We start from the raw sequence: 24770 nt of genomic DNA on the forward strand, positions 1-24770 counted from the left end.
GCGCAGTTCATCGGCCGCTGTCCATGACCTCGCTCACGGCGTCGCGTTCCCGGAGGTCTCCTCGTCGTAGCGCCGCCCGGCGCGGAGGAACGCGCTCCTCCGCGCCGGGCGGCGCGCTTAATCGGTTCGCGAGGCTCCGCGGCGACTCTAGTCTTAGGAGCGGGGCCGGATCTTCCGCCCCTTTTCTGAGAGCCCCGCCCGTCCGGCGGGGGGCGTGTCGCGCTGGGGAGGGACCCCTGATGGAGTCGGTCGAGATTCGGCGGCGTTGGCTGCGATTCTTCGAGGAGCGCGGGCACGCCGTGGTGCCGTCGGCATCACTGATCGCCGACGACCCCACGCTGCTGCTGGTGCCCGCGGGCATGGTCCCGTTCAAGCCGTACTTCCTCGGCGAGGTCAAGGCGCCGCATCCCCGGCTCGTCAGCGTGCAGAAGTGCGTGCGCACGCCGGACATCGAAGAGGTCGGCAAGACCACCCGGCACGGCACCTTCTTCCAGATGTGCGGAAACTTCTCCTTCGGCGACTACTTCAAGGAAGGCGCCATCCAGTACGCCTGGGAGCTGCTCACGAACTCCCTGGCGGACGGCGGCTACGGCCTGGACCCGGACCGCATCTGGATCACCGTCTACCTCGACGACGACGAGGCCGAGCGCATCTGGCGCGAGAAGATCGGCATCCCGGCCGAGCGTATCCAGCGTCTGGGCATGGGCCCCAACTTCTGGTCCATGGGCGTTCCCGGCCCGTGCGGGCCCTGTTCGGAGATCAACTACGACCGCGGCCCCGAGTTCGGCCCCGAGGGCGGCCCGGCCGTCAACGACGAGCGGTACGTCGAGATCTGGAACCTCGTCTTCATGCAGTACGAGCGCGGGCCGGGCGAGGGCAAGGAGGACTACCCGATCCTCGGCGAGTTGCCGTCCAAGAACATCGACACCGGGCTCGGCCTCGAACGCCTCGCGATGATCCTGCAGGGCGTGCACAACATGTACGAGATCGACACCTCCCGGGTCGTCATCGACCGCGCCACCGAGCTCACCGGCGTCCGCTACGGCGCCGCGCAGGCCTCCGACGTCTCGCTGCGCGTCGTCAGCGACCACATGCGCACGTCCGTCATGCTCGTCGGCGACGGCGTCGTCCCCGGTAACGAGGGCCGCGGGTACGTGCTGCGCCGCATCATGCGCCGCGCGATCCGCAACATGCGGCTGCTCGGCGCCACGGGACCGGTCGTCCTGGACCTGGTGGACACGGTCATCAGGTCGATGGGCGAGCAGTACCCCGAGCTCGTGGCCGACCGCAAGCGCATCGAGGCGGTCGCGCTCGCTGAGGAGGCCGCCTTCCTCAAGACGCTCAAGGCCGGCACCGCGATCCTCGACACCGCCGTCACCGAGACCAAGGCGTCCGGTGGCGGCGTGCTCGCCGGCGACAAGGCGTTCCAGCTCCACGACACCTGGGGCTTCCCGATCGACCTCACCCTGGAGATGGCCGCCGAGCAGGGCCTGTCCGTGGACGAGGACGGCTTCCGCCGCCTGATGAAGGAGCAGCGCGAGCGCGCGAAGGCCGACGCGCGGGCGAAGAAGACCGGTCACGCCGACCTGTCCGCCTACCGCGAGGTGGCCGACGCCTCCGGCTTCACCGAGTTCACCGGGTACACCGCGACCGAGGGCGAGTCGACCATCGTCGGCCTGCTCGTGGACGGCGTGCCGTCGCCCGCCGCGGTCGAGGGGGACACCGTCGAGGTCGTCCTCGACCGCACCCCGTTCTACGCCGAGGGCGGCGGCCAGCTCGCCGACCAGGGGCGCATCAAGCTGGACTCCGGCGCCGTCATCGAGGTCCGCGACGTCCAGCAGCCGGTTCCGGGCGTCAGCGTGCACAAGGGGGTCGTGCAGGTCGGCGAGGTGACGCTCGGCGCGTCCGCGTTCGCCGCCATCGACGTCGGCCGCCGCCGCGCGATCGCCCGCGCCCACAGCGCGACCCACCTCACGCACCAGGCCCTGCGCGACGCGCTCGGGCCGACGGCGTCGCAGGCGGGGTCGGAGAACTCGCCGGGCCGCTTCCGCTTCGACTTCGGTTCCCCGTCCGCCGTGCCCGGCACGGTGCTCGCCGACGTCGAGCAGAAGATCAACGAGGTTCTCGCCCGCGAGCTCGACGTCGAGGCCGAGGTCATGAGCATCGACGAGGCCAAGCGGCAGGGCGCCATCGCGGAGTTCGGCGAGAAGTACGGCGAGCGCGTGCGCGTCGTGACCATCGGCGACTTCTCCAAGGAGCTGTGCGGCGGCACACACGTCCGCAACACGGCCCAGCTCGGCCTGGTGAAGCTGCTCGGCGAGTCCTCGATCGGCTCCGGCGTGCGGCGCGTCGAGGCGCTGGTCGGCCTGGACGCCTACAACTTCCTCGCCCGCGAGCACACCGTGGTCGCCCAGCTCCAGGAGCTGGTCAAGGGCCGCTCGGAGGAGCTCCCCGAGCGCGTCTCCACCATGCTCGGCAGGCTCAGGGACGCCGAGAAGGAGATCGAGAAGTACCGCGCCGAGAAGGTCCTGCAGGCGGCCGCGGGGCTGGCCGCGGGCGCCGCGGACGTCAAGGGCGTCGCGGTCGTCGTCGGCCGCGCGCCGGACGGCACGGACGCCGACGACCTGCGCAGGCTCGTCCTGGACGTGCGCGACCGCATCCTCGGGGGCCGGCCGGCCGTCGTGGCGCTGTTCTCCACGGCGAACGGCCGCCCGCTGACGGTGGTCGCCACCAACGAGGCCGCCCGCGAGCGCGGTCTCAAGGCGGGCGACCTGGTCCGGACGGCGGCGAAGACGCTCGGCGGCGGCGGTGGCGGCAAGCCGGACATCGCCCAGGGCGGCGGCCAGAACCCCGAGGCGGTCGGCGAGGCCATGGCCGCCGTCGAACGCCTGATCGCCGAGACCGCCTGACGGCCTCATCGGGCGAACGAGTCCCACCGCCCGACGAGTCCCACCGCCCGACGAGTCCCACCGCCCGACGAGTCCCACCGGCCGACGAGCGAGTCCGGCCGGGGGACGGCCTGACCGGTGGGACGGCTGCGCTTCGCTCAGAAGGTACGCGCCTGGGTCGCCGGGAAGAGATAGGGATGGGTCTCAACGAATTCCCGCAGGTCGGACGGTGGTCTGCCGGTGAGGAGCTCGACGTCGCCGGTGACGCGGTCGTAGCGGTTCGCGGCGTGCAGGCGCGCCATCGTGGCGAGATGGTCGAACAGGTGCGGGGGCGGGCCGAGGCCGCGCAGTTCGTGTTCGATCCACGGCTCGAGCGGCACATCGACGTAGGACACCGGACGGCCGAGCGCGCGTGCGTACTCCCCGGCCACCTCGTGCAGGTCGCGCGAGCGCGGGCCGGTCAGCTCGTACACCTTGCCGATGTGCGGGGCGGGGTCGCGCAGGATCGCGGCGACGGCTTCGGCGACGTCCCCGGCCGCGACGGGGGAGGTGCGGCCCGTGCCGAACGGCAGCCGGATCGTCCCGTCCCGCGCGATCGAGGCGTCGGCGAAGGACGTGAACAGAGGGTTCTCCATGAACACGGTGGGCCTGACGTGCACGACCGGCAGGCCCGACCAGTCGAGCGCCTGCTCGGCGAGCCAGTGGTGCCGCTGCTGCGCCGATTCCTGGACGCTGGTCAGGTCCATCTGCGAGACGGTCATCTGGGACATGTTCACGAACGCGTCCAGCTCACCGTACCGGCGTGCCACCACCGCGGTCGTGAGCGCCGCCTCCAGGTAACGCGCGGAGACGCTCATGCCGAAGTACATGCGGCGGCACCCGTCCACCGCCCGGGCGACGTCGGGCGCGCGGGCGAGGTCGCCCACCACGACCTGCGCGCCAGTGGCCCTCAGCGCCTCCGCCCGTTCGTCCTCCCGGTGGACGAGGGCCCGCACGGGCAGGGAGTCCCGCCGGAGCGCCTCGACCACCGTACGGCCCACCGCGCCGACCCCGCCCGCGGCGCCGGTCACCAGGATCGGCCGGTCGTCGGCCATGGCGTTACTTCTGCGGTGGTTTGACGAGAGTGTTGTGGAAGGAGCGGACCAGCCACTGGCCGCCGGTCTTGACCACGAGGCTGGTGTTCCACGAGGTCGTGTTCGGGTGGCAGCTCGTCTCCTTGCGGAAGAACACGCACCCCTTGCGGATGATGTAGGCCAGCGTGGGGGACAGCATCTGGACCTTCTCTTCCAGCGTGATGATGCGGCTGTCCTTGAGCTGCGCGCCGAGATACCGCTGGAACCGCACGCCGATCTCGCGGCCCGTGTGGATGTGCTCGCCGGTGACGTTGACGAAGTCGGCATCCGGCGTGTACGTCGCGCCGTACGCGTGCCCGTCCCCCCGCGCCCAGGCCTCCGCCTGGCGATGCCAGAGCTGCGCGAGGGCGGTGAGGTCGGGGTCGGTCGTGCCCGGCCTCATGGGGGAGAGGGCCGGCGCCGCCCGGCCGTCGCCGGTCGCGGCCTGCGCCGGCGTGACCGCGCCGGTCAGCGCCAGCCCGAGCCCGCCCATGAGAACCAGGAGGATCGGTCCCCTCGCGTACGTATGGATGCCCATCTGTGCCCCCGTCCGAGATCGATGCGGTGATGATGCGGTGATGTGGTGTGTCATTGGGCGGACCCGCTCGCGGCCTCGCCAGAAAGCGTCGGCGGCTGTTCCCGGGTGGCCGGGACGATGCCGCGGAACGGCCGGTGCGCCTGGTCGAGTGCCTGGACGAGGGTGTTGTGGAAGGACGTGATGAGCCACTGGCCGGCGTCCTTGACGGCGACGCTGGTGTTGATCGAGAGGTTGTCGGGCCGGCAGGCCTTCTCGGCGCCGTACAGGACGCAGTCCTTGCGCACGATGATCGCCATGGTGGGCGAGATGAGCCGGACCCGCTCGTCGATCCGCAAGATGTGCGTGTTCTTCAGGTCGCCGCTGAAGTAGTGCTGGATTCGGGCGGCGATGACATGGCGGTTGTGCAGATGCTCGCCTTTGATGTTCACGAGATCGGCGTCCGGGGTGTAGATGCTGGAGTACGCGAGCGCGTCTCCCCGGGCCCAGGCCTCCGCCTGGCGCTCCCAGATGTGTCTCAGGGCGGCGAGGTCCGAATCGGCGGCGGTGGCCGGTGTTCGCGCGGCGGCGGTCGTGGTGTCCGACGGCGTCGAGGCGCCGACCGGCCGCGGGCCCGTCATGAGCGCGGCGCCGAGCCCGCCGACGACGGCCAGGCGGATCGTTCTCCTGGTGTATCGACGAATGTCCATGCATGCCCCCGTTCGATGTGCACCTGGAGCGAACGTATAGGCGATTCCCCTTATCGACCGTTGAAACGATCACGCGCCCGGTTATGACTCGGCAACCTGTGCGTACAGGCGGGGTTCGTGGCGGGCGCGTGGGCGATTTCTTCTGATTCTCCTGCGGCTTCCCTGTGGGTATTCCCAGGAATGCCGGTTTTGGCACTTCGCTTGTGATTCTCCCCTGATTGCTCCCCGGGGGGCGCGGGAAGGATGCCGGGCGAGGGGGAGTGACATATGCACATAGCCGTACTCGGAATGGGGAACATGGGGCGAGCCGTGGCACTGCGGCTGCTCGACCACGAACTCCACGTAACCATATGGAACCGGACGCAGGGCAAGGCCGCTCAGGTGGTCGAGGCCGGCGCGTCCGAGGCCTCCACGCCGGAGGACGCCGCCAAGGGCGCCGACGCGGTGCTCATGTCCCTCGCGGACGACGCGGCCGTCATGGAGGTGGCCGCACGGCTCAGCGAGATGGGATCCGGCGAGGACGCCCCCATCCTGGCCGACATGAGCACCGTCTCCCCGCGCACCTCCCGCGCGGTCAGGGACATGGTCCCCGGCGGCCGGTTCCTGGCCGCCCCCATCATCGGAGCCCCGCAGACCATCGGCCACGGCAAGGCCACGTGCCTGGTCGCGGGCGACCGGCGCCTGGCCGACCGGCTGGAGCCCGTCTGGTCCGGCCTGTTCTGCGGCACGCAGTACTGCGGCGAGGACCCGGGCGCCGCGACCACCTTCAAGCTCCTCAACAACTACCTCCTGATCTCCGCCATGGCCGTCATGGCCGAGGTCGTGGCCACGGCCGAGGCCGCCGGCCTTGACACCGGCCTGCTGCGCGAGGCCCTCCACAAGTGGCCCACCGTCCCGCCCAGCCTGTTCAACCGGATCGACGACACCATCGGCGGCGACCACCACGGCTGGTTCAGCACCCGTCTCGGCGCCAAGGACGTACGGCTCGTCGCCGAGGTCGCGGAGGCGAACGGCCTGCCGCTGCCCATCGCGCGGCTCGTCGAGCGGCGCTACGAGGAGGCGGCGCGGCACACGTCCGCCGAGGCCGACATCGCGGCCATCGTCGAGCTGGTCCGCGCCGGCCGCGGCCCCCGCCCGGGACTCGCCGTCCATGCCTGAGCGCCGCCGTCCCGCGGCCCGTCCGGTGACGGCGCTGGTCACCGGGGCGAACCAGGGAATCGGACGCGAGATCGTGGCCGGGCTCGCGGCACGCGGCATGACCGTGCTGCTCGGCGCGCGCGACCTGCACCGGGGCGAGGAGGCGGCGCACGCCCTGCGGTCCGCCGGCGGCGACGTGCGGGCGATCCAGCTCGACGTCACCGACGGCACGTCCGTGAAGGCCGCAGCGCAGTACGTGGACGGCCACTTCGGCGTGCTGGACGTCCTGGTCAACAACGCCGGCATTCTCGGCGACCGCGCCGGGCAGGCCCCGGAGACCGCCGAGCTGGACGTGGTCAGGGACGTTTTCGAGACCAACGTCTTCGGCGTGATCAGCGTGACCAGCGCGATGTTCCCGCTGCTGACGCGGTCACCGGCGGGGCGCGTCGTCAACGTCACCAGCGGCCTCGGCTCGCTGACGCTGATGAGCGACCCCGCCGGGCCGTTCGCCGGGCGGCCCGCCTCGGTCGCCTACATCCCGTCCAAGACCGCGCTCAACTCGCTGACCGTGCAGTACGCCCGGGAACTGCGCCCGCACGGAATCCTGGTCAACGCGGCGGACCCGGGGCCGTGCGCGACCGCTTTCACCAGGGACGTTCCCGGCCTCACCCGCACCGCCGCCGACGGCGCCGCGATCGCCGTCCACCTCGCCACCCTGCCCGCCGACGGCCCCACAGGGTGCTGCTTCGGCGGCGAGGGCCCGGTCCCGTGGTAGGGGGGTGACCGCGCGGGGGTGATCCTCGCACCTCCGGGCCGCCCCTGAGCCGGGGCGGCCCGGACACGCCTGAAACAGTGACGAATCGCCATCAATGTCACCGGGACACGGCGGACGTGAGGGCGGCCGCGCTGTAGGAGCGGGGCGCAAGCGGAGGGAGTCGCCGAAGGCGGTGGCGTAGCAGGGGGCCGAAGCCCTCGCGGGGCGCCGGGCTCCGCGCGCACGGCCGCGGCGCGCGGAGCGGCGCCTGTGGGGCATGGATGATCCGTCCACGCACCGGTGAACCACGGTATCGATGAGGGCGGTCGGGGACCCGCTATGGCGTACGGAGGAGAGTGACCCCCTTCCCCACTCGATCACGGCCGTGGCACACACCACGCGCCGCGACGGAGCGCCTAGCGATCATTTCCACAAGTATCCTCGGTCATGGTCAATTGGCCATTGAATCTTCTGGCTTTTACCCTTTGGCCGCTGTGTCCACCGCGGCGAACCCCATCTCCTGGTATCTCTCTGCCCTGCAGCGGAATTGTGGATTACGTGGCCACCACGTTGTGGCCGCCCCGGGACGGCAAAGGTTTCGCCATCGTTTTTCCGGGCGCGCGGCGCGCCGAAGGTGGTGCCGGTAGAGAACACCGCCGGCATCTACCATTCATCATGGGTGAAATTCACTCGCCATGGCCTGGGCGGAACGGCCCCGCGCCATGAAAAGGGATAGTTGAACGCATGCTTTCTACCGTCACACCCGCGCGCACGGCCGCGGCGCGCGGAGCCCGGCCGCGGGCCGTCCACGTCCGGTGGGCGATGGCCGCCACCCTGGCCGCGCTGCCGCTCGGCACCGCCGCAGCCGCCCACGCGGCCGGGCCGCACCCGGCCGGGCCCGAGAAGTCGTACGCGCTGCGCATCGGCATCGAGAACGGGCACACCAGCGTGCGGCCCGGCGAGCATCTCACCTACACCATCGAGATCAGCAACACCGGGGTCAAGGACTCGCCCGACCTGCTGCTCACCCAGATGCTGGGGCCCGGCCTCAAGGTCCTGTCCTCGACGCCCAAGGGCACCGTCTCAAGCGGCCGGATCGCGTGGAAGCGCGCGGTGCCCGCCGGGAAGACCGAGCGGCTCAGCGTGGCCGTCGAGGTCGGGTCGTTCCCCGCGCAACTCCAGCGGCTCGCCGCCGTCGTCTGCGCCTCCATCAAGAAGGAGAAGCGGCCCATCATCTGCGCCACCGACCTCGACCGCCTGCCGTCCGCCGCGACGTACACCGCCGCCCGGCCCCAGGTGACCGGCGGCGGCCTCTGGTACGCGCTCGCCGCGGTCATGACCATCCTGCTGGCGTTCCTCGGCCCGCGCGCCCGCCGCGCGTTCCGCTCCCGCCGGTCGCCGGGGGCGTCCCGCCCGAACTGACGCCGGAATTCGCGGGTATCCGCGCATGGTGGCCGGGCAGGAGGAGACCATGACAGGGGATACCGCCGACGCGTACGACGCCTCGCCGTACGTGCCCGCCGGCGCCGACCTGCGGACCCTGGCCGGCGCCGCCGCCTGCTGCCGGGGCTGCCCGCTGTACCGCGCCGCCACGCAGACCGTCTTCGGCGAGGGCGACGCCCACGCGCACGTGATGCTCGTGGGCGAGCAGCCCGGCGACCAGGAGGACCGGCAGGGCCGTCCCTTCGTGGGACCCGCCGGGCGCGTGCTGGAGCGCGCGCTCACCGAGGCCGGCATCGGCCCCGGCCGCACCTACATCACCAACGCGGTCAAGCACTTCAAGTTCACGGTGACCGGCGCCGGCAAAAGACGTATCCACAAGCCTCCGAGCCTGCGCGAGGTGTCGGCCTGCAAGCCGTGGCTGGCCGCCGAGATGCGGGTCGTCCGCCCCCGCCTGATCGTGGCCCTCGGCGCCACCGCCGGCAGGGCCCTGCTGGGCCCGTCCTTCCGGGTGAGCGAGCGGCGCGGCGTGCCGGTGCCCTTCCCCGGCGACGCGCCGGGCCCGTGGAGGCAGGCCATGGGCGACGCCGAGGCGTACCTGGTGGCGACGATCCACCCCTCGGCGGTGCTGCGTGCCGAGGACCGCGACGCGATGTACGCGGGGTTGCTGTCCGACCTGAGATCCGCCGCCGGGCTGCTGACCTGACCGCCACGTCACCTGGCGTGGGCCGGTCTACCAGGCGACGGGGAGGCGGTGCACGCCGTAGATCAGCATGTCGGTGCGCAGCGGCACGTCCTCGGGGGCGATGTCCAGGCGGAGGGTGGGGAACCGGGCGAGCAGCGCCGGGTACCCGACCCGCATCTCGACCCGGGCGAGCTGCTGGCCCAGGCACTGGTGGACGCCGTGGCCGAAGGCCAGATGCCCGGCGGTGGGCCTGAGCAGGTCCAGCGCGTCCGGATCGGCGAACTTGCGCGGGTCGCGGTTGGCGGCCGATATCGACACCGTCACCGTCTCGCCGGCCTTGATCGGATGCCCGTCCAGCTCGACGTCCTCGAGCGCCGTCCGGGTCGTGAAGGCGGCCACGCTCAGGTAGCGGAGCAGCTCCTCCACCGCCTGGTCGCCCGCCTCCGGCTCGTCGCGCAGCAGCGCGAACTGGCCGGGATGGCTCAGCAGGGCGAAGGCGCCCAGGGCCAGCATGTTGGCCGTGGTCTCGAAGCCCGCGCCCAGCAGCACGAAGCCGATGTTGACGAGCTCCTCGTCGGTGAGGTCGGAGGTGGTCAGGCCGCTGAGCAGGTCGTCGCCGGGCTCGGCGCGCTTGGCCCGCGCCAGCTCGCCCATGAACTCCTGCAGCGCCGTGTAGGAGGCCATCATCTCCTGCGGCGTGTTGTCCAGGCGCATCAGCACCGCCGTGTGGTGCTGGAAGTGCTCGCGATCGGCGTACGGCACGCCGAGCAGCTCGCACATCACGAGCGCCGGGACGGGCTGCGCGAACGCCTCGAACAGGTCCACCGGTGGGCCGTGCCGCTCCATGGCGTCCAGATGCTCGGCGGTGATCTCCTGGACGCGCGTCGTCAGGGCGCGCATGCGGCGGACGGTGAACCAGCCGGTGAGCAGGTGCCGGTAGCGCGTGTGGCTCGGCGGGTCCATCCGGGTGAAGATGCCCGGCGGCGCCGGACGGAGGTCGCCCACGCGGCCGTCCCGCGCGATCGGCACGTGGTTGAGTTCGGCCCGGGCGCTGAAGCGGGGGTCGGCCAGCACGGCGCGGACGAGGGCGTGGCCGGTCACCAGCCATCCCGTGTGGCCGTCGGGGTAGGCGAGAGGACTGACGGGGGCCGTCTCGCGGAGCCGCCCCAGGGCCGCGGGCGGGTCGAAGTGGTTGGGCCGCTCCAGAAGGAGCGGCGCCGCGGCGGGAACGGGCTTGGTCATATCGGTCTCCTTCGACCGGTGTCGCTGGAAAAGGGTTCGCGCGCGGCCGTGCTCTCGGGGCGCGTGCGCGGGCTCTCGGGGCGAGTGCCCGGCGGATCCGCGGGCTCCTGCGCGCGCCGGTAGCCGTAGATCCGCTCGCGGTAGGGCGGGATGACGTCCGCGACGACGTCCAGGAGCTCGGCGGACGCCGCGGCGACGGCCTCGGGGTCCGGCGGGCCGGGCGGCTCGAAGGCGGCCCGGACGACGTGCGCGAGCGCGCCGGCCCTCGCCCGCACGTCCGGCGCGGCGGCCCGGGGGTCGATCTCGCCGTGGTCGTCCATGAGGAGGAAACCGGCGTGCGTCGCCGTCAGCGCGTACGCCAGGTCCGGCACGTCGTCGCGGAAGAGGCCGTGGCGGGTCAGCAGCTCGAAGAGCCTGGCGGTGGCGAGGAGCTCGTGCCCGCGCACGGGGCTGCCGGCGAGCCGGTCCCGCAGTTCCTCCGTGTCCCCGGTGAACACGGCCCGCAGCACGGGCCTGTCGTGGATGATCAGGAACGACGCGGCCAGCAGGCGGTGGGGGAGCACGGTGGACGGGTCGCGGCGCAGCTCGTGCACGAGCCCCTCGACGTAGGCGATGGCCTCGCGGAGCAGCAGGGCCTCGAAGAGCTGCTGCTTGGTGCGCCAGTGCAGGTAGACCGTGCCCTTGCCGATGCCGGCGTGCTGGGCGATGTCCTCGATCGTCACCTTGCGGTAGCCGAGACGCACGAGCAGCTCGGCCGCGGAGTCGAGGATGCGATCCGCCCGGTTGAGGTCCTGCCGTGGTCGTCCCGGCACCGTACGCTCCTTCCTGACTTGTTGACCAGATTTCGAATCCGGTCAACAAGTCAACCGTACGCCTCCGCCGCCGCGCGGACAAGCCGGGCCGTCCGGCCGGGAACAGCGGCGAGGGCCGCCGCGGGAGTCGCGGCGGCCCTCGGGGGTCACGCGGTCTGCGCGGCCGGTCTGCGCGGCCGCGCGTGTCAGCCGTCGATGCGGTGGGTCGTCCAGAAGGACGTGAGGTCGACCGTGGTGGCGGCCTGGGCGGCGGCCTTGAACTCGGCGGTGGTCGAGACGCCGTACCAGTGGGAGGCCGCGTAGTTCTTGAGCAGGTTCTGCATCGCCGTCGTGCCGATCACGCGGCGCAGGTCGTGCAGCGCGCACTTGCCGTAGGTGTAGACGACGGTGCCGTACCGGCTGGAGTGGGCGTCCCAGTAGGCCATCGAGTTGCTGATCTTCTCGGCGGAGGACTGCCAGGTGACGCTGTTCCAGCAGTTGGTGCCCTGGACGTTGTTGTACAGGTCGGTCGCGTAGTCGGTGAACGACTCGTCCAGCCACGGGCTGTTGTACTCGTCGTCGCCGACGATGCCGTACCACCACTGGTGCGCCAGCTCGTGGGCCAGCGCCGTGGAGCTGATCACGTCCAGCACGAAGCCCGGGTACTCCATGCCGCCGAACCAGAAGTTGTTGTCCAGCACGACGTCGGCCTCGCCGTACGGGTAGGCGCCGAACCGCCCGGCGTGGGCGACCAGCGCGTTCTTGGCGGTCGTCATCATCGAGCTCGCGCTGCTCGCGCTGATCGCGCTCGTCCGGTACACGTTGACGGTGACGCCGGTGGTGGTCGTGCTCGTCGTCTTGACGAACGGCCCGGCCGCCCACGCGAACTCGCGCACCTTGTTAGCGGTCGCGGTCGTGATCGTCCGGCCCGGCGCGCCGGGCGTGTCCACGGAGGTGCCGGTGGCGGGCACCAGCAGCGACGTCGGGTGGTCGAGGGTGACGTTGAAGTCGCTGATCACGGCGTAGAACGACTCGCCGTTGTCGGTGTACGGGTCCAGGTGCCATCCGGCGCCGTCGCGCACCGCGAGGACGGGCAGCGCGTTGCCGATGAAGTTGTAGGAGCCGTCCCGGCCGAAGCGGTCCGCGCCCGCGGGCACCACGATGCTCAGGTCGAATCCGATGGTCGCGCTCTGGTTCTGGCCGAGCGGCGCCGGCAGCGTGATCTTCAGCGCGGTGCAGCTGACGGACAGAGCCGACGGCGTGCCGCCGGTCACGTTGGTCACGGTGATCGGCGTGGACGGGCAGGCGCCGTGGGCGTTGTCCCACAACCGCAGGTAGACCTCGGGGAGCGGGTCGGCCGACGGGTTGCTGAAGGTGACGCTCTCGTGCCCGGTCCAGGTGCTGCCCGACGCGTCGCTGGTCAGGGTCACCGTGTAGGACGGTGAGGCGGGGGTGCGGGTGGCGTCGAGCGCGAACGCCGCCGGTGGACTGCCCCAGAGCAGGAAGAATACAGCTGCGATCGCCGCGAACAGGAAACGTCGCACCATCGGGACGGATCTCCTCTCGATCCAAGAACCCCTGCGCTGCCGACGTGAACGTAACTGCTAGTCAAATGCCAGTCAACGAGCAATTTCGTGCACGCCAGGGCGGTGCGAAACGACCGGCGGCCCGCGAGGCCGGTGAGGACGGCCGCCGGCGACGGGCCGTGGCTTCCCGCCGCGAGCCGGGAGGACGGCCGGGGGCCGCTCGTCCGCGTGACCTGCGGCGGGTAATCGGAATGGGTCTTTCAATTCTCGGGCACGTGTTCGAGGGGTTCGTGAGCCGGACGCGTATTAACCGGCATTTCCGCATTCGGCGCCGGGAATGAAAGGTGCGGGCACCGGTGTGGAGGGGGACTTCCACTGCGGTGCCCGCACGCCTGGTGGGAACGGGTGACGCCAATCGGGCGGCGACGGCGGGGGAGCGGCCGTGCGCGCCCGGTGTCAGAGGGGCCGGCGGCCGGGCCCGCTCTGGACGCGTCGCTGGTCAGCGTCGCGAAGCCTCAGTTGAGCTGCCGTTTGTCCCAGATCGCGCGCGTCTCCAGGACATCGAGGTCGTCCCAGACCGCCGGCTCGTCCCACGCCGGGAGCTCACTCGACCCCTCACGGTCGCGCGTGACCGTGAACTCCTCCCACACCGTGAGGCCGTCCCACATGGCGTGGGCGTCCCAGGCCTTCAGGCCGGCCAAAACCTCTACGGCGTCCCATGGCTGCTGCCCGTCGCAGGTCCTGTAGGCGTCCCACAGCTTCAGCGCGTCCCAGACGTCGAAAGCGTCCCAGAGCTCGTACCGGTCCCAGACCTTGTGGCGATCCCAGACGCTCTGCCGGTCCGGGGCCGCTGGATCGTGACCGGAAGCGGCGGCAGAGCTGGAGCCGAGCGGGTGAGCCATTTTGACCAACCCCTTTCTGGGCTGCGGATTTCATCTCGCTGAATCCACTGTGCGGCGCCCGGGGTTGGTGGGCCAGATGAACGGAGTTCATCAAGTTGCCCGGGGATATCCACTTCCTGCCACCCGAACGCTGGACATTCGCGCCCGGTACGGCATTCCCGCGCGTCGCGCGACCGGAGGCCCCGCATTAGCCGGGCGGCACGGTATTCCCCGTATTCGGACATGTTCTCACAGGATGCGCTTTCATTGTCATACAGGGACTTGATTCTCGAACATGGCCACCGAAAGAGGCGGCGTCAGGCCGTGGCGCGACGCATTCCGTCGAGGAGGACGGTGGCGCAGCGGCGCGGGTCGCCGCCGTGCGCGATGGCCGCCGACACGCCGCAGAGCAGGGCCTGGAAGTCGCCGAGCACGATGTCCTCGCGCAGAACGCCGGCGGTGCGGGCCCGGCCGAGCAGCTCCGACAGCGCGGCGGCGAGGCGGCGCCCCTCGTCCGAGGCCGCCTCGCGGGACTGGACCTCATCGAAGATGGCCTGGAGCCCGGCGCTGTCGCGCACGGCCCACGCGTGGCTCTCGACGTACGCGGTCAGGGCCTGCCAGGGGTCGCCGAGGCGGAGGGCCCGGAGGGCGTCGTCGGCGCGCTCGACCGTCCAGACCCGGGCCAGTTCGGTGATCAGGGCTTCCTTGGTGGGGAAGTTGCGGTACAGCGTTCCGACGCCCACGCCGGCGCGGCGGGCGATGGGGCCCATCTGCGCGTCGCTGCCCTCGGTCGCGAACGCCTCGCGGGCGGCCGCGAGGATGCGGGCGCGGTTCTGCCGCGCGTCGGCCCGTCGTGGCCGGTCGGGCCCGGCCGCCGCGGGCGCCGGAGCGACGGAGGCGTCACCCGCCTGCTCGGAGGTGCCCGGACGTGTTGGCTGAACCATCGCACCGAGTGTAGTGGCAGGCGAACGCGGCGCCCCGATCCCCAGGGGGCGCCCCGCGAGCCGGGCCCGATGATCGGAGCTGCGGATAGGGTGGCTGGCGGCCCGCGTGCCGGCGCCTCGTCGCGGGCGGTCGTCGCGGGCCGCCGGAGGCCGTCGGAGGAAGGAACCCCACATGATCCGCATGCCCGGGATGGCGGTCACCGACCACCACTTCACCGTCCCGCTGGACCACGCCGACCCGGGCGGGCCCGCCATCACCGTGTTCGCCCGCGAGGTCGCCGATCCCGTCCGCGCCGGGGAGGATCTGCCCTGGCTGCTCTTCCTCCAGGGCGGCCCCGGCGGCAAGTCGCCCCGCCCGACCCGGCCGGACGGATGGCTCGCGCACGCGCTGCGCACCCACCGCGTCCTGCTGCTCGACCAGCGCGGCACCGGCCGCAGCACCCCCGTCACCGCCGCGACCGCCGCGCGGCTCGGCGACGGGCTGGCCGCCTACCTGCGCAATTTCCGCGCCGACGCCATCGTCGCCGACGCCGAGCACATCCGCCGTGCCCTGTGCGGGGACCGGCCCTGGGAGACGCTCGGGCAGAGCTACGGCGGGTTCCTGACGCTGACGTACCTGTCCCACGCGCCCGAGGGGCTGCGCGCCTGCTACGTGACGGGCGGTCTCTCCGGGCTCACCGCCGGCGCCGACGAGGTGTACGCCCACACCTACCCCCGCGTGCGCGAGAAGGTCGAGCGCTTCTACGCGAGGTATCCCGGCGACGTCGCCACGGTCAGGGCGATGGCGGACCACCTCGCCGCCACCGACGTCCGGCTGCCCGACGGCGACCGGCTGACCGTGCGCCGGCTCCAGACGCTCGGCATCCTGCTCGGCATGGGCGACGGTGCCGAGCGGCTGCACTGGCTGTTCGACGAGGCCTGGGACGGTTCGGCGCCGTCGGACACCTTCCTGCGGCAGGTCATGACGCTGACGTCGTATGCCGAGGGCCCGCTGTACGGCGTGCTCCAGGAGGTCATCTACGCCCAGGGTGCCACGCCGACCGCGTGGGCCGCCGAGCGGGCGCTGCGCGACCGCCCCGAGTTCGCGCCCGACGCCGACCCGTTGCTGTTCACCGGCGAGATGTTCTACCCGTGGATGTTCGAGGAGCTGTCGGGCCTGCGTCCCTTCGCCGAGGCGGCGCACGCGCTGGCCGAGACGCGCGACTGGCCGGCGCTGTACGACCCCGCGCGGCTCGCGGCGAACACGGTGCCGGTGGCGGCGGTCGTGTACCTCGACGACATGTACGTCGACGCCGAGCTCTCGCTGCGGACGGCCCGGTCGGTGGGCAACCTGCGGTACTGGGCCACCAACGAGTGGGAGCACGACGGCGTGCGCGCCTCGGGCGACCGCGTGCTGTCCCGGCTGATGGACATGGCGGCGGGCCGGGTCTGACGGCCCGGGACGGCGGGGGACGGGGGCACGGGGAAGGGGTGTCCCCGTTTCCCGCTACGGGTGAGGGACGGAGTTTCCCGGGTCTTCATCTGGCGGCTATTTGAGTCAGAATAATTTATGGAAAATGGACATATATCGCTGCCCATTGGCGAGGGGCGGTACGTGTGAAGCAGCTGGACGAGGCCCCGGTGCCGCGAATCGGCGGCGGCGCGGGCGAACCGGGCACGGCCGTCGATGACGCGTTGTCGGCGTACATCGGCGCACTGAGCGACAGAGGCGTCAAGGTCCGTGTCCTGGACCGCGCCGAACATCCGGTCGAGGGCGAGGACTGCCCGCACACCGCCGTATACGTCGAATGCGAGATCGGCGGGACGGTCCTCTGGGGCGTCGGAATCGACGCCAACAGCACCGTCGCCTTGTTCAAAGGTGTCGCGAGCGCGCTCAACCGTGCGTACAGCACTTGACGGAAAGGTGCGGCACGCGCCACCGTCTGCGGCGGACCCCGCACCCTTCTCACAGGGGTCCAGGGCTGACCTCGGCCCGGCCCGGGCGCGGTAGCAGCAAGCTCGCCCCGCGCCGGCTCCCGCGATGCCGGCCGCCGGGCCGGTCCTGGTCACCGCGCCGGACGATCCCGCGTGCCGCATCACCCGGGCGAGCGTGATGTCCACCATGGCCGCCGAGGCGCACGCGAGCCCGATTCCGGCCAGGACCATCGACCGCAGCGGATGCCAGGTGCCGAGGTCCGCGCGAGCCCGGCCGGCCGCGTAGAAGACGCCGATCACGGCGGCGTCCGGCGGCTCAGGCGCGGCGAGGGCGCGGGGCGCCGGACGGCGTTGCGGACATTTCGGACTCTGATTGATCGTGGGCAGAGGCTGGGAAGGCCCGGCCGAAGTATTCTCTTCGGGATAGACGTAGTTCAGTTCACTAAGGGAAGTCTCTTAGTGTGCTAGGAAATTGGGATGGGAAGTCAATGCCGGAGAACTCCCGTTCGCCGCTGATCGCACGCATCCAGGAGGCTCTGCGGGCCTACACCGCCAACTCGGTGCTGTTCAGCCAGGCCATCGCCGACCGGCTGGGGCTGAACGCGACCGACGCCCGCTGCCTGGACATCCTGAGCAGGACCGGGCCCATCACGGCGGGCCAGCTCGCCGAGCTGACCGGCCTCACGACCGGCGCCATCACGGGCGTCGTCGACCGCCTGGAGAAGCCGGGCTACGTCCGCCGGGTCCGTGACGCGGAGGACCGCCGCCGCGTGATCATCGTGCCGATCCCCGAGAACGAACTGCCGATCCACGCCTCGCTGGAGGCGACCGGCCGGCGGGTGGAGGGGTTGCTCGAGGCCTACGACGAGGACCAGCTCGCCGTCATCCTCGACTTTCTCAGCCGCTCGGTGGCCATGGCCCCGTCCGAGATCGGTGGCGTGCGCGACGTGACCGGCCACGTCGCCGTCCGCGGCCGGTAGCGCGCCCGGGGGGCGCTCCCAAGCTCCGCGGACCTCCGGATGAATGTTTCATCGGATCCGCGTGTACGGCGGGATGCGCGGAGGCGGACGCCGCCGAGTTTGCCGAGGCCAGCGGGCGGAAGCCGCGGCCGGGCCGGAATCGGGCCTGCCGTGCGGGCGCCCCCGCGTGCAATGTGCTGTACATCCTCCTGAAACGACCTGACTATGGGAGCGCTCCCACCGCCGCATGTCGAGCGGGGCGCTGCTTGGCCGTCTCAAGAAGGCGGCGGACCCATAAGTTTCATAAGGGAGAAAACAGACGATGGGACCCCACAAGAGTTCCTGGCGTCGAGCCTTCACGGCGGTGGCAGTCCTACTGCTCTCCGCCGTCGGGCTCGCCGTCAGCCAGACCTCGGCGCACGCCGCGGTCGCCTGCGAGGTCACCTACCAGAAGGCATGGGAAGGCGGCAACGGGTTCGGCGGGAACATCACGATCAAGAACCTGGGCGACCCCCTGACGTCCTGGGCGCTGACCTTCGCCTTCCCCGGAAGCCAGCAGGTGACCAACGGCTGGAGCGCCGACTGGTCGCAGTCCGGGAGCAACGTGACGGCCCGAAGCCTGTCCTACAACGGCTCCCAGGCCACCGGCGCCTCCTGGACGCTGGGCTTCAACGGCACGTTCAGCGGCACGAACGCCAACCCCACCACGTTCGCCATCAACGGGACGACCTGCACCGGCCAGGGCGGCCCCGGCCCGCAGCAGGGCCTGATCGTCACCCCCACCTCGGTCAGCGTCCCCGAGGGCGGCACCGCGACGTACTCGGTGAAGCTCGCCGCGCAGCCCACCTCCAACGTCACGGTGACCTCCACCGCGGGCAGCGGTGACACCGACATCACCGTCTCCGGCGGATCGAGCCTGACCTTCACCTCGGCGAACTGGAACACCCCGCAGACCGTCACGCTGGCCGCCGCGCAGGACGCCGACACCACCAACGGCTCGCGTACGATCACCGTCTCCTCTGCGGGGCTGACCTCGGTCACGGTGACCGCCACCGAGGCCGACGACGACACCGGCGGCGGCGACCCCGGCACGCACGTGGACAACCCGTACGCCGGCGCCACCGGCTACGTGAACTCCGACTGGTCGGCCAAGGCCGTCGCCGAGCCGGGCGGCTCCGCCGTGGCGAACATCTCCACCGGCGTGTGGCTGGACCGCATCGCCGCCATCGCCGGCACCTCCAGCGCCAAGGGTCTCGCCGCGCACCTCGACGCAGCCCTCCAGCAGGACGCCGCCAACGGCAGCGCGCCGCTGACCATCCAGTTCGTCATCTACAACCTGCCGAACCGCGACTGCTCCGCCCTGGCCTCCAACGGTGAGCTGAAGATCTCCGAGAACGGCCTGAACCGCTACAAGACCGAGTACATCGACCCGATCGCCGCGATCATGGGCCAGTCCAAGTACTCGCAGCTCCGCATCGTGACGATCATCGAGATCGACTCGCTGCCGAACCTCATCACCAACACCAACATCGCCGCGTGCCAGGAGGCGCAGCAGAGCGGCGCCTACGTCCAGGGTGTGCAGTACGCCCTGAACAAGCTGCACGCGATCCCGAACGTCTACACCTACATCGACGCCGCCCACCACGGCTGGCTCGGCTGGGACACCAACTTCGGCCCGTCGGCGCAGCTCTTCGCCAGCACGGTCCGCGGCACCACCGCCGGCTTCGCCAGCGTCGACGGCTTCATCACCAACACCGCCAACTACTCCGCGCTGACCGAGCCGTACTTCACCATCAACAGCCAGCCGGGCGGCCAGTCGGTGCGCCAGTCCCGCTGGGTCGACTGGAACTTCTACGTCGACGAGCTCAGCTACGCCCAGGCGTTCCGCCAGCGGCTCATCACCGAGGGCTTCTTGTCCAACATCGGCATGCTGATCGACACCTCCCGCAACGGCTGGGGCGGCTCGGCCCGGCCGACCCGCGCCAGCACCTCGACCGACGTCAACACCTTCGTCAACGAGTCCCGCGTCGACCGGCGCATCCACGCCGGCAACTGGTGCAACCAGAGCGGCGCCGGCCTCGGCGAGCGTCCCCGCGCCAACCCGGCCACCGGTCTGGACGCCTATGTCTGGATCAAGCCCCCGGGCGAGTCGGACGGCTCCAGCTCGGAGATCCCGAACAACGAGGGCAAGGGCTTCGACCGGATGTGCGACCCGACCTACACCGGCAACGCCCGCAACGGCAACAACCTGACCGGCGCGCTGCCCAACGCGCCGATCTCCGGCCAGTGGTTCTCGGCGCAGTTCCGCCAGCTCCTCGCCAACGCCTACCCGTCCATCCCCTGACCCTCAACTCCCTGGCCCCCTGAACAGCAGGGCCCCGCCACGCGGCACCGTGGCGGGGCCCTGTTCATGGCCGTCGCCGGGTTCGGGGCGCCCATGTCCGAGATCGATGGGGGACAGCCACGAGGCGCACGCGTGCGGCGGCCGTACCACTCCGGCCGCGGCATGCCATGGCCGGCCGCTGTCCCCCTGAGCGCGGCGACGGCGGAGCCCGGCCCGAACGCGCTACACGGCACCCTCCAACGGCCCCTGGACGGGGCTCGTCGCGGGTGACCGGCCATCGCACGCCCCCACGTCACTGGTCTTCCCCGGACGTCGGGAGATATATCAGCAGCTCATCGGCATAAATCGGCCTATGGGCGGCATTGGCCTCGACCCCGCCGACGTGGCCGCGCTCCATCGGAGCCTCGCCGCCCTCGCCCGTCGGTGAGATCCGCCCGGCGCGCCGGGATGGTGGCCGCGGCAGGTGATGAGGCGGTCAGTGGTCGCGGTGGGTGATCAGGTCGGCCAGGGCGTGCAGCTCGGCTGCGGCGCGCGGGGTCGGAGAGGCGACGGCGAGGTGGCCGAGGGCCTCGCGCAGCAGCTCGTCGGCCTGCCGCAGGCTCCAGGCGCGCCCGCCCGCGAGCTCGACCAGCTCGGCGGCGCGCACGAGATCGGACCCCGACGGCGCCTCCTCGCGCCCGTACAGCGCGGCCAGCTCCTCGCCGGCCGGTGACCCGGACGTGAGAGCCGCGACGACGGGCAGCGACTTCTTCCGGTTGCGCAGGTCGGAGTGGATGGGCTTGCCGGTCACCGCGGGGTCGCCCCAGATGCCGAGCAGATCGTCCACGAACTGGAACGCCAGGCCGAGGCGGTCGCCGAACGCGCGCAGGTGCTCGACGCGCTCGGCGGTGGCGCCGCCGAACAGGGCGCCCAGGGAACAGGACGCGCCGAGGAGGGCTCCGGTCTTGCCCTCGGCCATGGTGAGGCATTCCTGGAGGCCGACGTCGTCCCGCGTCTCGAACGACGTGTCGGCGCTCTGGCCCTCGATCAGGTCCAGGACGGCGGCGCCGAGCAGGCGCGCGCCCTCGGCGGAGGCCGGGTGGCCGCTCGCGGCGAGGACGTCGAAGGCGAGCGTGAGCAGCGCGTCGCCGGCGAGGATCGCACCGCTCACCCCGAACAGGCTCCACGCGGTCGGGCGGTGCCGCCGGGTCACATCGTGGTCCATCACGTCGTCGTGCAGGAGCGAGAAGTTGTGTACCAGCTCGACGGCGACCGCCGCCGGGACCGCCGTGCCGGGAACGGCGCCGACCGCCTCGGCGGCCATCAGCGTCAGCGCGGGGCGGACGGCCTTCCCGCCGCCGCCCGCCGAGGGCATGCCGTGCTGGTCGAGCCATCCGAAGTGGTATCCCGCGATCCGCCGCATCGACGGGGACAACGTCTCGACGGTGGTCCGCAGAGCGGGACCGACCTGCTCACGGCTCCAGGCCAGCACTTCGTGTGCCTGCCGGCCCGTGGTCATCACCCTGGCCATGCGCGCCCCTTCCGTCCGAGTCCGGACCCGGCGCACTGGGGGGAGGGCGCCGGGGAAGATTCTCATCGACTTCATCACATTTACCGGGGGCGATCTCCGTCATGTCCGCAGAAGCCTGGCGTCCCTGGCCGGGACGGCGGGAGCGGGCGGGAGAACGGCCCCCTGTTTTCCCCGTATTTCGTGGCTCGTGGCCGGTTCGGTCGCGGGCTCAGTGGCCGATTTCGACGTTCTCGAGAACGCCGAGCGCGTCGGGGACCAGGACGGCGGCGGAGTAGTAGGTGGAGACGAGGTAGGAGATGACGGCCTGGTCGTTGATGCCCATGAAGCGGACATTCAGGCCGGGTTCGTACTCGTCGGGAAGGCCGGTGTAGTGCAGGCCGATGACGCCTTCGTCCTCCTGCCCGGTACGCATGACCAGGATCGAGGTCGTGCCGGTGTCGCTGATGGGGATCTTGTCGCAGGGCAGCAGGGGGACCCCGCGCCAGGAGGCGACGGTCTGGCCTTCCAGCTCGCTCGTCTGGGGGTAGATGCCCCGGCGGCTGCACTCGCGGCCGAACGCGGCGATGGTGAGCGGGTGGGCCAGGAACAGGTGTGACCGCCGGCGCCTGCACAGGAGGTCGTCGAGGTCGTCGGGGGTGGGTGGGCCGGTGCGGGTGTGGATGCGTTGTTTGAGGTCGGCGTTGTTGAGGAGGCCGAATTCGGGGTTGTTGATGAGTTCGTGTTCTTGGCGTTCGCGGAGGGCTTCGATGGTGAGGCGGAGTTGTTGGTGGGTTTGGTTCATGGGCTGGTTGTAGAGGTCGGCGACGCGGGTGTGGATGCGGAGGATGGTTTGGGCGACGGAGAGTTCGTATTCGCGGGGGGTGGTTTCGTAGTCGACGAAGGTGCCGGGGAGGTGGGGTTCTCCTTGGTGGCCTGAGGTGATTTGGATGAGGGCTTCGCCGTGTTTGTTTTGTGGGGGTTTGGGGGTGTCTTGTTGTGTTTGGAGGTGGTTGCGGAGGGTTTGGGATTGGGCGAGGAGTTCGTTGAAGGCTTGGCGGGTGAGGGTGAGGGTGGTGGTGGGGGTGACGGCCTGGATGGTGTGGTCCCAGGTGGGGGTGGGTGTGGTGGTGGTGAGGGTGTGGTCGCCGTAGTAGTCGCCGTCGGCGAGGACGGCCAGGGTGGTGGAGTCGCCGTAGGGGCCGGTGCCGATTTTGTTGACCTTGCCGTGGGCGATGAGGATGAGGCGGTCGGCGGGCTGGCCGGTTTGGGTGATGGTGTCGCCGGGGTCGTGGGTGGTTTGGGTGAAGCGGTTGGCGAGGGCTTCGAGGGTGGAGTCGTCGTCGAAGTGGCGTAGCAGGGGGAGTTCGCGGAGTTCTGGGGGGATGACGCGGATGTCGGTGCCTTGGCTGGTGAAGCTGAGGCGTCCGTCTCCGATGGCGTAGGACAGGCGGCGGTTGACGCGGAAGGTGCCGCCGCTGGTGTGGATCCAGGGGAGCATGCGGAGCAGCCATCGGGAGGAGATGTTCTGCATCTGTGGCTGCGACTTGGTCGTCGTGGCCAGGTTGCGTGCGGCCGCGGTGGCCAGGGCTTGTTGTGCCTGGGCCTGGTCGCCGCCGGGCGTTATATCGGTTGTCTCGGTCACAACCCACACCAATCACTGAGGCGCCGCGAACCACCGGTCGGCGCGGTATCGGGAGGAGAAATACGAGACCCCGGCGACCCGCCGGGCCGGGAGGCCGTGGCGGGTCCGCGGGGCGGTGTACGCGATGGCCGGTTCAGTGGCCGATTTCGACGTTCTCCAGGATGCCGAGCGCGTCGGGGACCAGGACGGCGGCGGAGTAGTAGGTGGAGATGAGGTACGACATGATCGCCTGATCGCTGATGCCCATGAAACGCACCGACAGGCCGGGTTCGTACTCGTCGGGGAGACCGGTCTGGTGCAGGCCGATGACGCCCTGGTTGTGCTCGCCGGTACGCATGAGAAGGATCTTGCTGGTCCGGCTCTCGCTGATCGGGATCTTGTTGCACGGCAGGATCGGGACGCCGCGCCAGGACGGGATCGAGTGGCCGTGCAGGTCGGTGCTCTGCGGGTAGACGCCCCGGCGGCTGGCCTCGCGCCCGAACGCCGCGATCGTCAGCGGGTGGGCGAGGAAGAACGCCGGCTCCTTCCACACCTGGGCGAGCAGGTCGTCGAGGTCGTCGGGGGTGGGTGGGCCGGTGCGGGTGTGGATGCGTTGTTTGAGGTCGGCGTTGTTGAGGAGGCCGAATTCGGGGTTGTTGATGAGTTCGTGTTCTTGGCGTTCGCGGAGGGCTTCGATGGTGAGGCGGAGTTGTTGGTGGGTTTGGTTCATGGGCTGGTTGTAGAGGTCGGCGACGCGGGTGTGGATGCGGAGGATGGTTTGGGCGACGGAGAGTTCGTATTCGCGGGGGGTGGTTTCGTAGTCGACGAAGGTGCCGGGGAGGTGGGGTTCTCCTTGGTGGCCTGAGGTGATTTGGATGAGGGCTTCGCCGTGTTTGTTTTGTGGGGGTTTGGGGGTGTCTTGTTGTGTTTGGAGGTGGTTGCGGAGGGTTTGGGATTGGGCGAGGAGTTCGTTGAAGGCTTGGCGGGTGAGGGTGAGGGTGGTGGTGGGGGTGACGGCCTGGATGGTGTGGTCCCAGGTGGGGGTGGGTGTGGTGGTGGTGAGGGTGTGGTCGCCGTAGTAGTCGCCGTCGGCGAGGACGGCCAGGGTGGTGGAGTCGCCGTAGGGGCCGGTGCCGATTTTGTTGACCTTGCCGTGGGCGATGAGGATGAGGCGGTCGGCGGGCTGGCCGGTTTGGGTGATGGTGTCGCCGGGGTCGTGGGTGGTTTGGGTGAAGCGGTTGGCGAGGGCTTCGAGGGTGGAGTCGTCGTCGAAGTGGCGTAGCAGGGGGAGTTCGCGGAGTTCTGGGGGGATGACGCGGATGTCGGTGCCTTGGCTGGTGAAGCTGAGGCGTCCGTCTCCGATGGCGTAGGACAGGCGGCGGTTGACGCGGAAGGTGCCGCCGCTGGTGTGGATCCAGGGGAGCATGCGGAGCAGCCATCGGGAGGAGATGTTCTGCATCTGTGGCTGCGACTTGGTCGTCGTGGCCAGGTTGCGTGCGGCCGCGGTGGCCAGGGCTTGTTGTGCCTGGGCCTGGTCGCCGCCGGGCGTTATATCGGTTGTCTCGGTCACAACCCACACCACCAATCCGTAGAGCCTTGAACGGGGGATACGATCGCCTGGATTAGTCCGGCCCGGGAGGCCGTGCGCAGTGAGTTCGTGTCGTCGGCGTGCTTGAGCGTGTACCTGATTCCGGGCGCGGTTGACCGCCGATCGACGGGTGCGAATCCGTTGTCGCCGTTGACCGCTCATCGGAATTGTCGTAAGAATGTCGTGCGTGAATGGTCGAACGCTACGTGGGCTGTTCGCCGTGAGAGGAGT

Annotated in this window: 21 protein-coding genes; 10 read left to right on the plus strand and 11 right to left on the minus strand. The window is 70.7% G+C overall.

The window, feature by feature from the left end:
• Positions 1–239: 239 nt before the first annotated feature.
• Complete coding sequence (alaS, locus tag AB0H21_RS06315; protein WP_358512579.1) at positions 240–2909, plus strand: alanine--tRNA ligase; 2670 nt, start codon at positions 240–242, stop codon at positions 2907–2909.
• 137 nt (positions 2910–3046) lie between these two features.
• On the opposite strand, the gene AB0H21_RS06320 is transcribed toward alaS, so the two are convergent.
• Genes AB0H21_RS06320 through AB0H21_RS06330 form a run of 3 tightly spaced genes read right to left on the minus strand, consistent with a single transcriptional unit; the run spans position 3047 to position 5224 of the window.
• Positions 3047–3982: an NAD(P)H-binding protein gene (locus AB0H21_RS06320; protein WP_358512582.1), complete on the minus strand. Its 936-nt coding sequence runs from the start codon at positions 3980–3982 to the stop codon at positions 3047–3049.
• A 4-nt stretch (positions 3983–3986) separates the two neighbouring features.
• Positions 3987–4538, minus strand: coding sequence for an SgcJ/EcaC family oxidoreductase (locus AB0H21_RS06325; protein WP_358512585.1), 552 nt, complete (start codon positions 4536–4538; stop codon positions 3987–3989).
• A 50-nt stretch (positions 4539–4588) separates the two neighbouring features.
• The gene (locus AB0H21_RS06330; protein ID WP_358512588.1) at positions 4589–5224 is read right to left on the minus strand and encodes an SgcJ/EcaC family oxidoreductase; all 636 of its coding nucleotides are present in this window, start codon (positions 5222–5224) and stop codon (positions 4589–4591) included.
• A 267-nt stretch (positions 5225–5491) separates the two neighbouring features.
• Here AB0H21_RS06330 and AB0H21_RS06335 point away from each other — a divergent pair, with 267 nt between their 5' ends.
• From AB0H21_RS06335 to AB0H21_RS06350, 4 genes are all read left to right on the plus strand, one after another.
• Positions 5492–6382, plus strand: a complete 891-nt coding sequence (locus AB0H21_RS06335) for an NAD(P)-dependent oxidoreductase (protein WP_358512591.1) — start codon at positions 5492–5494, stop codon at positions 6380–6382.
• Positions 6375–7136: an SDR family oxidoreductase gene (locus AB0H21_RS06340; protein WP_358512595.1), complete on the plus strand. Its 762-nt coding sequence runs from the start codon at positions 6375–6377 to the stop codon at positions 7134–7136. Before AB0H21_RS06335 ends, AB0H21_RS06340 begins: the two co-directional genes overlap by 8 nt.
• A gap of 723 nt (positions 7137–7859) precedes the next feature.
• Entirely contained in the window at positions 7860–8537 is a 678-nt protein-coding gene (locus AB0H21_RS06345) for a hypothetical protein (RefSeq protein ID WP_358512599.1), read from the plus strand.
• Positions 8538–8586: 49 nt separating this feature from the next.
• Positions 8587–9261, plus strand: coding sequence for a UdgX family uracil-DNA binding protein (locus AB0H21_RS06350; RefSeq protein WP_358512601.1), 675 nt, complete (start codon positions 8587–8589; stop codon positions 9259–9261).
• Positions 9262–9288: 27 nt separating this feature from the next.
• Here AB0H21_RS06350 and AB0H21_RS06355 read toward each other — a convergent pair whose 3' ends face one another.
• From AB0H21_RS06355 to AB0H21_RS06375, 5 genes are all read right to left on the minus strand, one after another.
• Complete coding sequence (locus AB0H21_RS06355; protein WP_358512604.1) at positions 9289–10482, minus strand: cytochrome P450; 1194 nt, start codon at positions 10480–10482, stop codon at positions 9289–9291.
• Complete coding sequence (locus tag AB0H21_RS06360; protein WP_358512607.1) at positions 10479–11294, minus strand: helix-turn-helix domain-containing protein; 816 nt, start codon at positions 11292–11294, stop codon at positions 10479–10481. The genes AB0H21_RS06355 and AB0H21_RS06360 overlap by 4 nt, the downstream gene beginning before the upstream one ends.
• Positions 11295–11479: 185 nt before the next feature.
• A complete protein-coding gene (locus AB0H21_RS06365) occupies positions 11480–12820 on the minus strand; it encodes a M1 family metallopeptidase (protein ID WP_358512610.1) in 1341 nt (446 codons plus the stop codon).
• Between the two features lie 494 nt (positions 12821–13314).
• Complete coding sequence (locus AB0H21_RS06370) at positions 13315–13701, minus strand: hypothetical protein (RefSeq protein ID WP_358512613.1); 387 nt, start codon at positions 13699–13701, stop codon at positions 13315–13317.
• Positions 13702–13997: 296 nt separating this feature from the next.
• Entirely contained in the window at positions 13998–14624 is a 627-nt protein-coding gene (locus AB0H21_RS06375) for a TetR/AcrR family transcriptional regulator (protein ID WP_358512616.1), read from the minus strand.
• A 172-nt stretch (positions 14625–14796) separates the two neighbouring features.
• On the opposite strand from AB0H21_RS06375, the gene AB0H21_RS06380 reads away from it, so the two are divergent.
• The 5 genes from AB0H21_RS06380 to AB0H21_RS06400 all read left to right on the plus strand — a co-directional run bounded on the left by AB0H21_RS06380 (position 14797) and on the right by AB0H21_RS06400 (position 19841).
• Entirely contained in the window at positions 14797–16056 is a 1260-nt protein-coding gene (locus AB0H21_RS06380) for an alpha/beta fold hydrolase (protein WP_358512619.1), read from the plus strand.
• A 164-nt stretch (positions 16057–16220) separates the two neighbouring features.
• Positions 16221–16520, plus strand: a complete 300-nt coding sequence (locus tag AB0H21_RS06385; RefSeq protein WP_358512622.1) for an alpha-isopropylmalate synthase regulatory domain-containing protein — start codon at positions 16221–16223, stop codon at positions 16518–16520.
• A 124-nt stretch (positions 16521–16644) separates the two neighbouring features.
• A complete protein-coding gene (locus AB0H21_RS06390; RefSeq protein WP_358512625.1) occupies positions 16645–16824 on the plus strand; it encodes a hypothetical protein in 180 nt (59 codons plus the stop codon).
• Between the two features lie 202 nt (positions 16825–17026).
• Complete coding sequence (locus AB0H21_RS06395) at positions 17027–17518, plus strand: MarR family transcriptional regulator (protein WP_358512628.1); 492 nt, start codon at positions 17027–17029, stop codon at positions 17516–17518.
• A gap of 343 nt (positions 17519–17861) precedes the next feature.
• Complete coding sequence (locus AB0H21_RS06400; protein WP_358512631.1) at positions 17862–19841, plus strand: glycoside hydrolase family 6 protein; 1980 nt, start codon at positions 17862–17864, stop codon at positions 19839–19841.
• Positions 19842–20316: 475 nt separating this feature from the next.
• On the opposite strand, the gene AB0H21_RS06405 is transcribed toward AB0H21_RS06400, so the two are convergent.
• The 3 genes from AB0H21_RS06405 to AB0H21_RS06415 all read right to left on the minus strand — a co-directional run bounded on the left by AB0H21_RS06405 (position 20317) and on the right by AB0H21_RS06415 (position 24521).
• Entirely contained in the window at positions 20317–21351 is a 1035-nt protein-coding gene (locus AB0H21_RS06405; RefSeq protein ID WP_358512634.1) for a family 2 encapsulin nanocompartment cargo protein polyprenyl transferase, read from the minus strand.
• Between the two features lie 208 nt (positions 21352–21559).
• Entirely contained in the window at positions 21560–22972 is a 1413-nt protein-coding gene (locus AB0H21_RS06410; RefSeq protein ID WP_358512637.1) for a family 2B encapsulin nanocompartment shell protein, read from the minus strand.
• 133 nt (positions 22973–23105) lie between these two features.
• Positions 23106–24521, minus strand: a complete 1416-nt coding sequence (locus tag AB0H21_RS06415) for a family 2B encapsulin nanocompartment shell protein (protein WP_358512640.1) — start codon at positions 24519–24521, stop codon at positions 23106–23108.
• Between the last annotated feature and the right edge of the window lie 249 nt (positions 24522–24770).

Origin of the sequence: Sphaerisporangium sp. NPDC051011 (genome assembly GCF_040653595.1) — a bacterium.
GTDB lineage: Bacteria > Actinomycetota > Actinomycetes > Streptosporangiales > Streptosporangiaceae > Sphaerisporangium.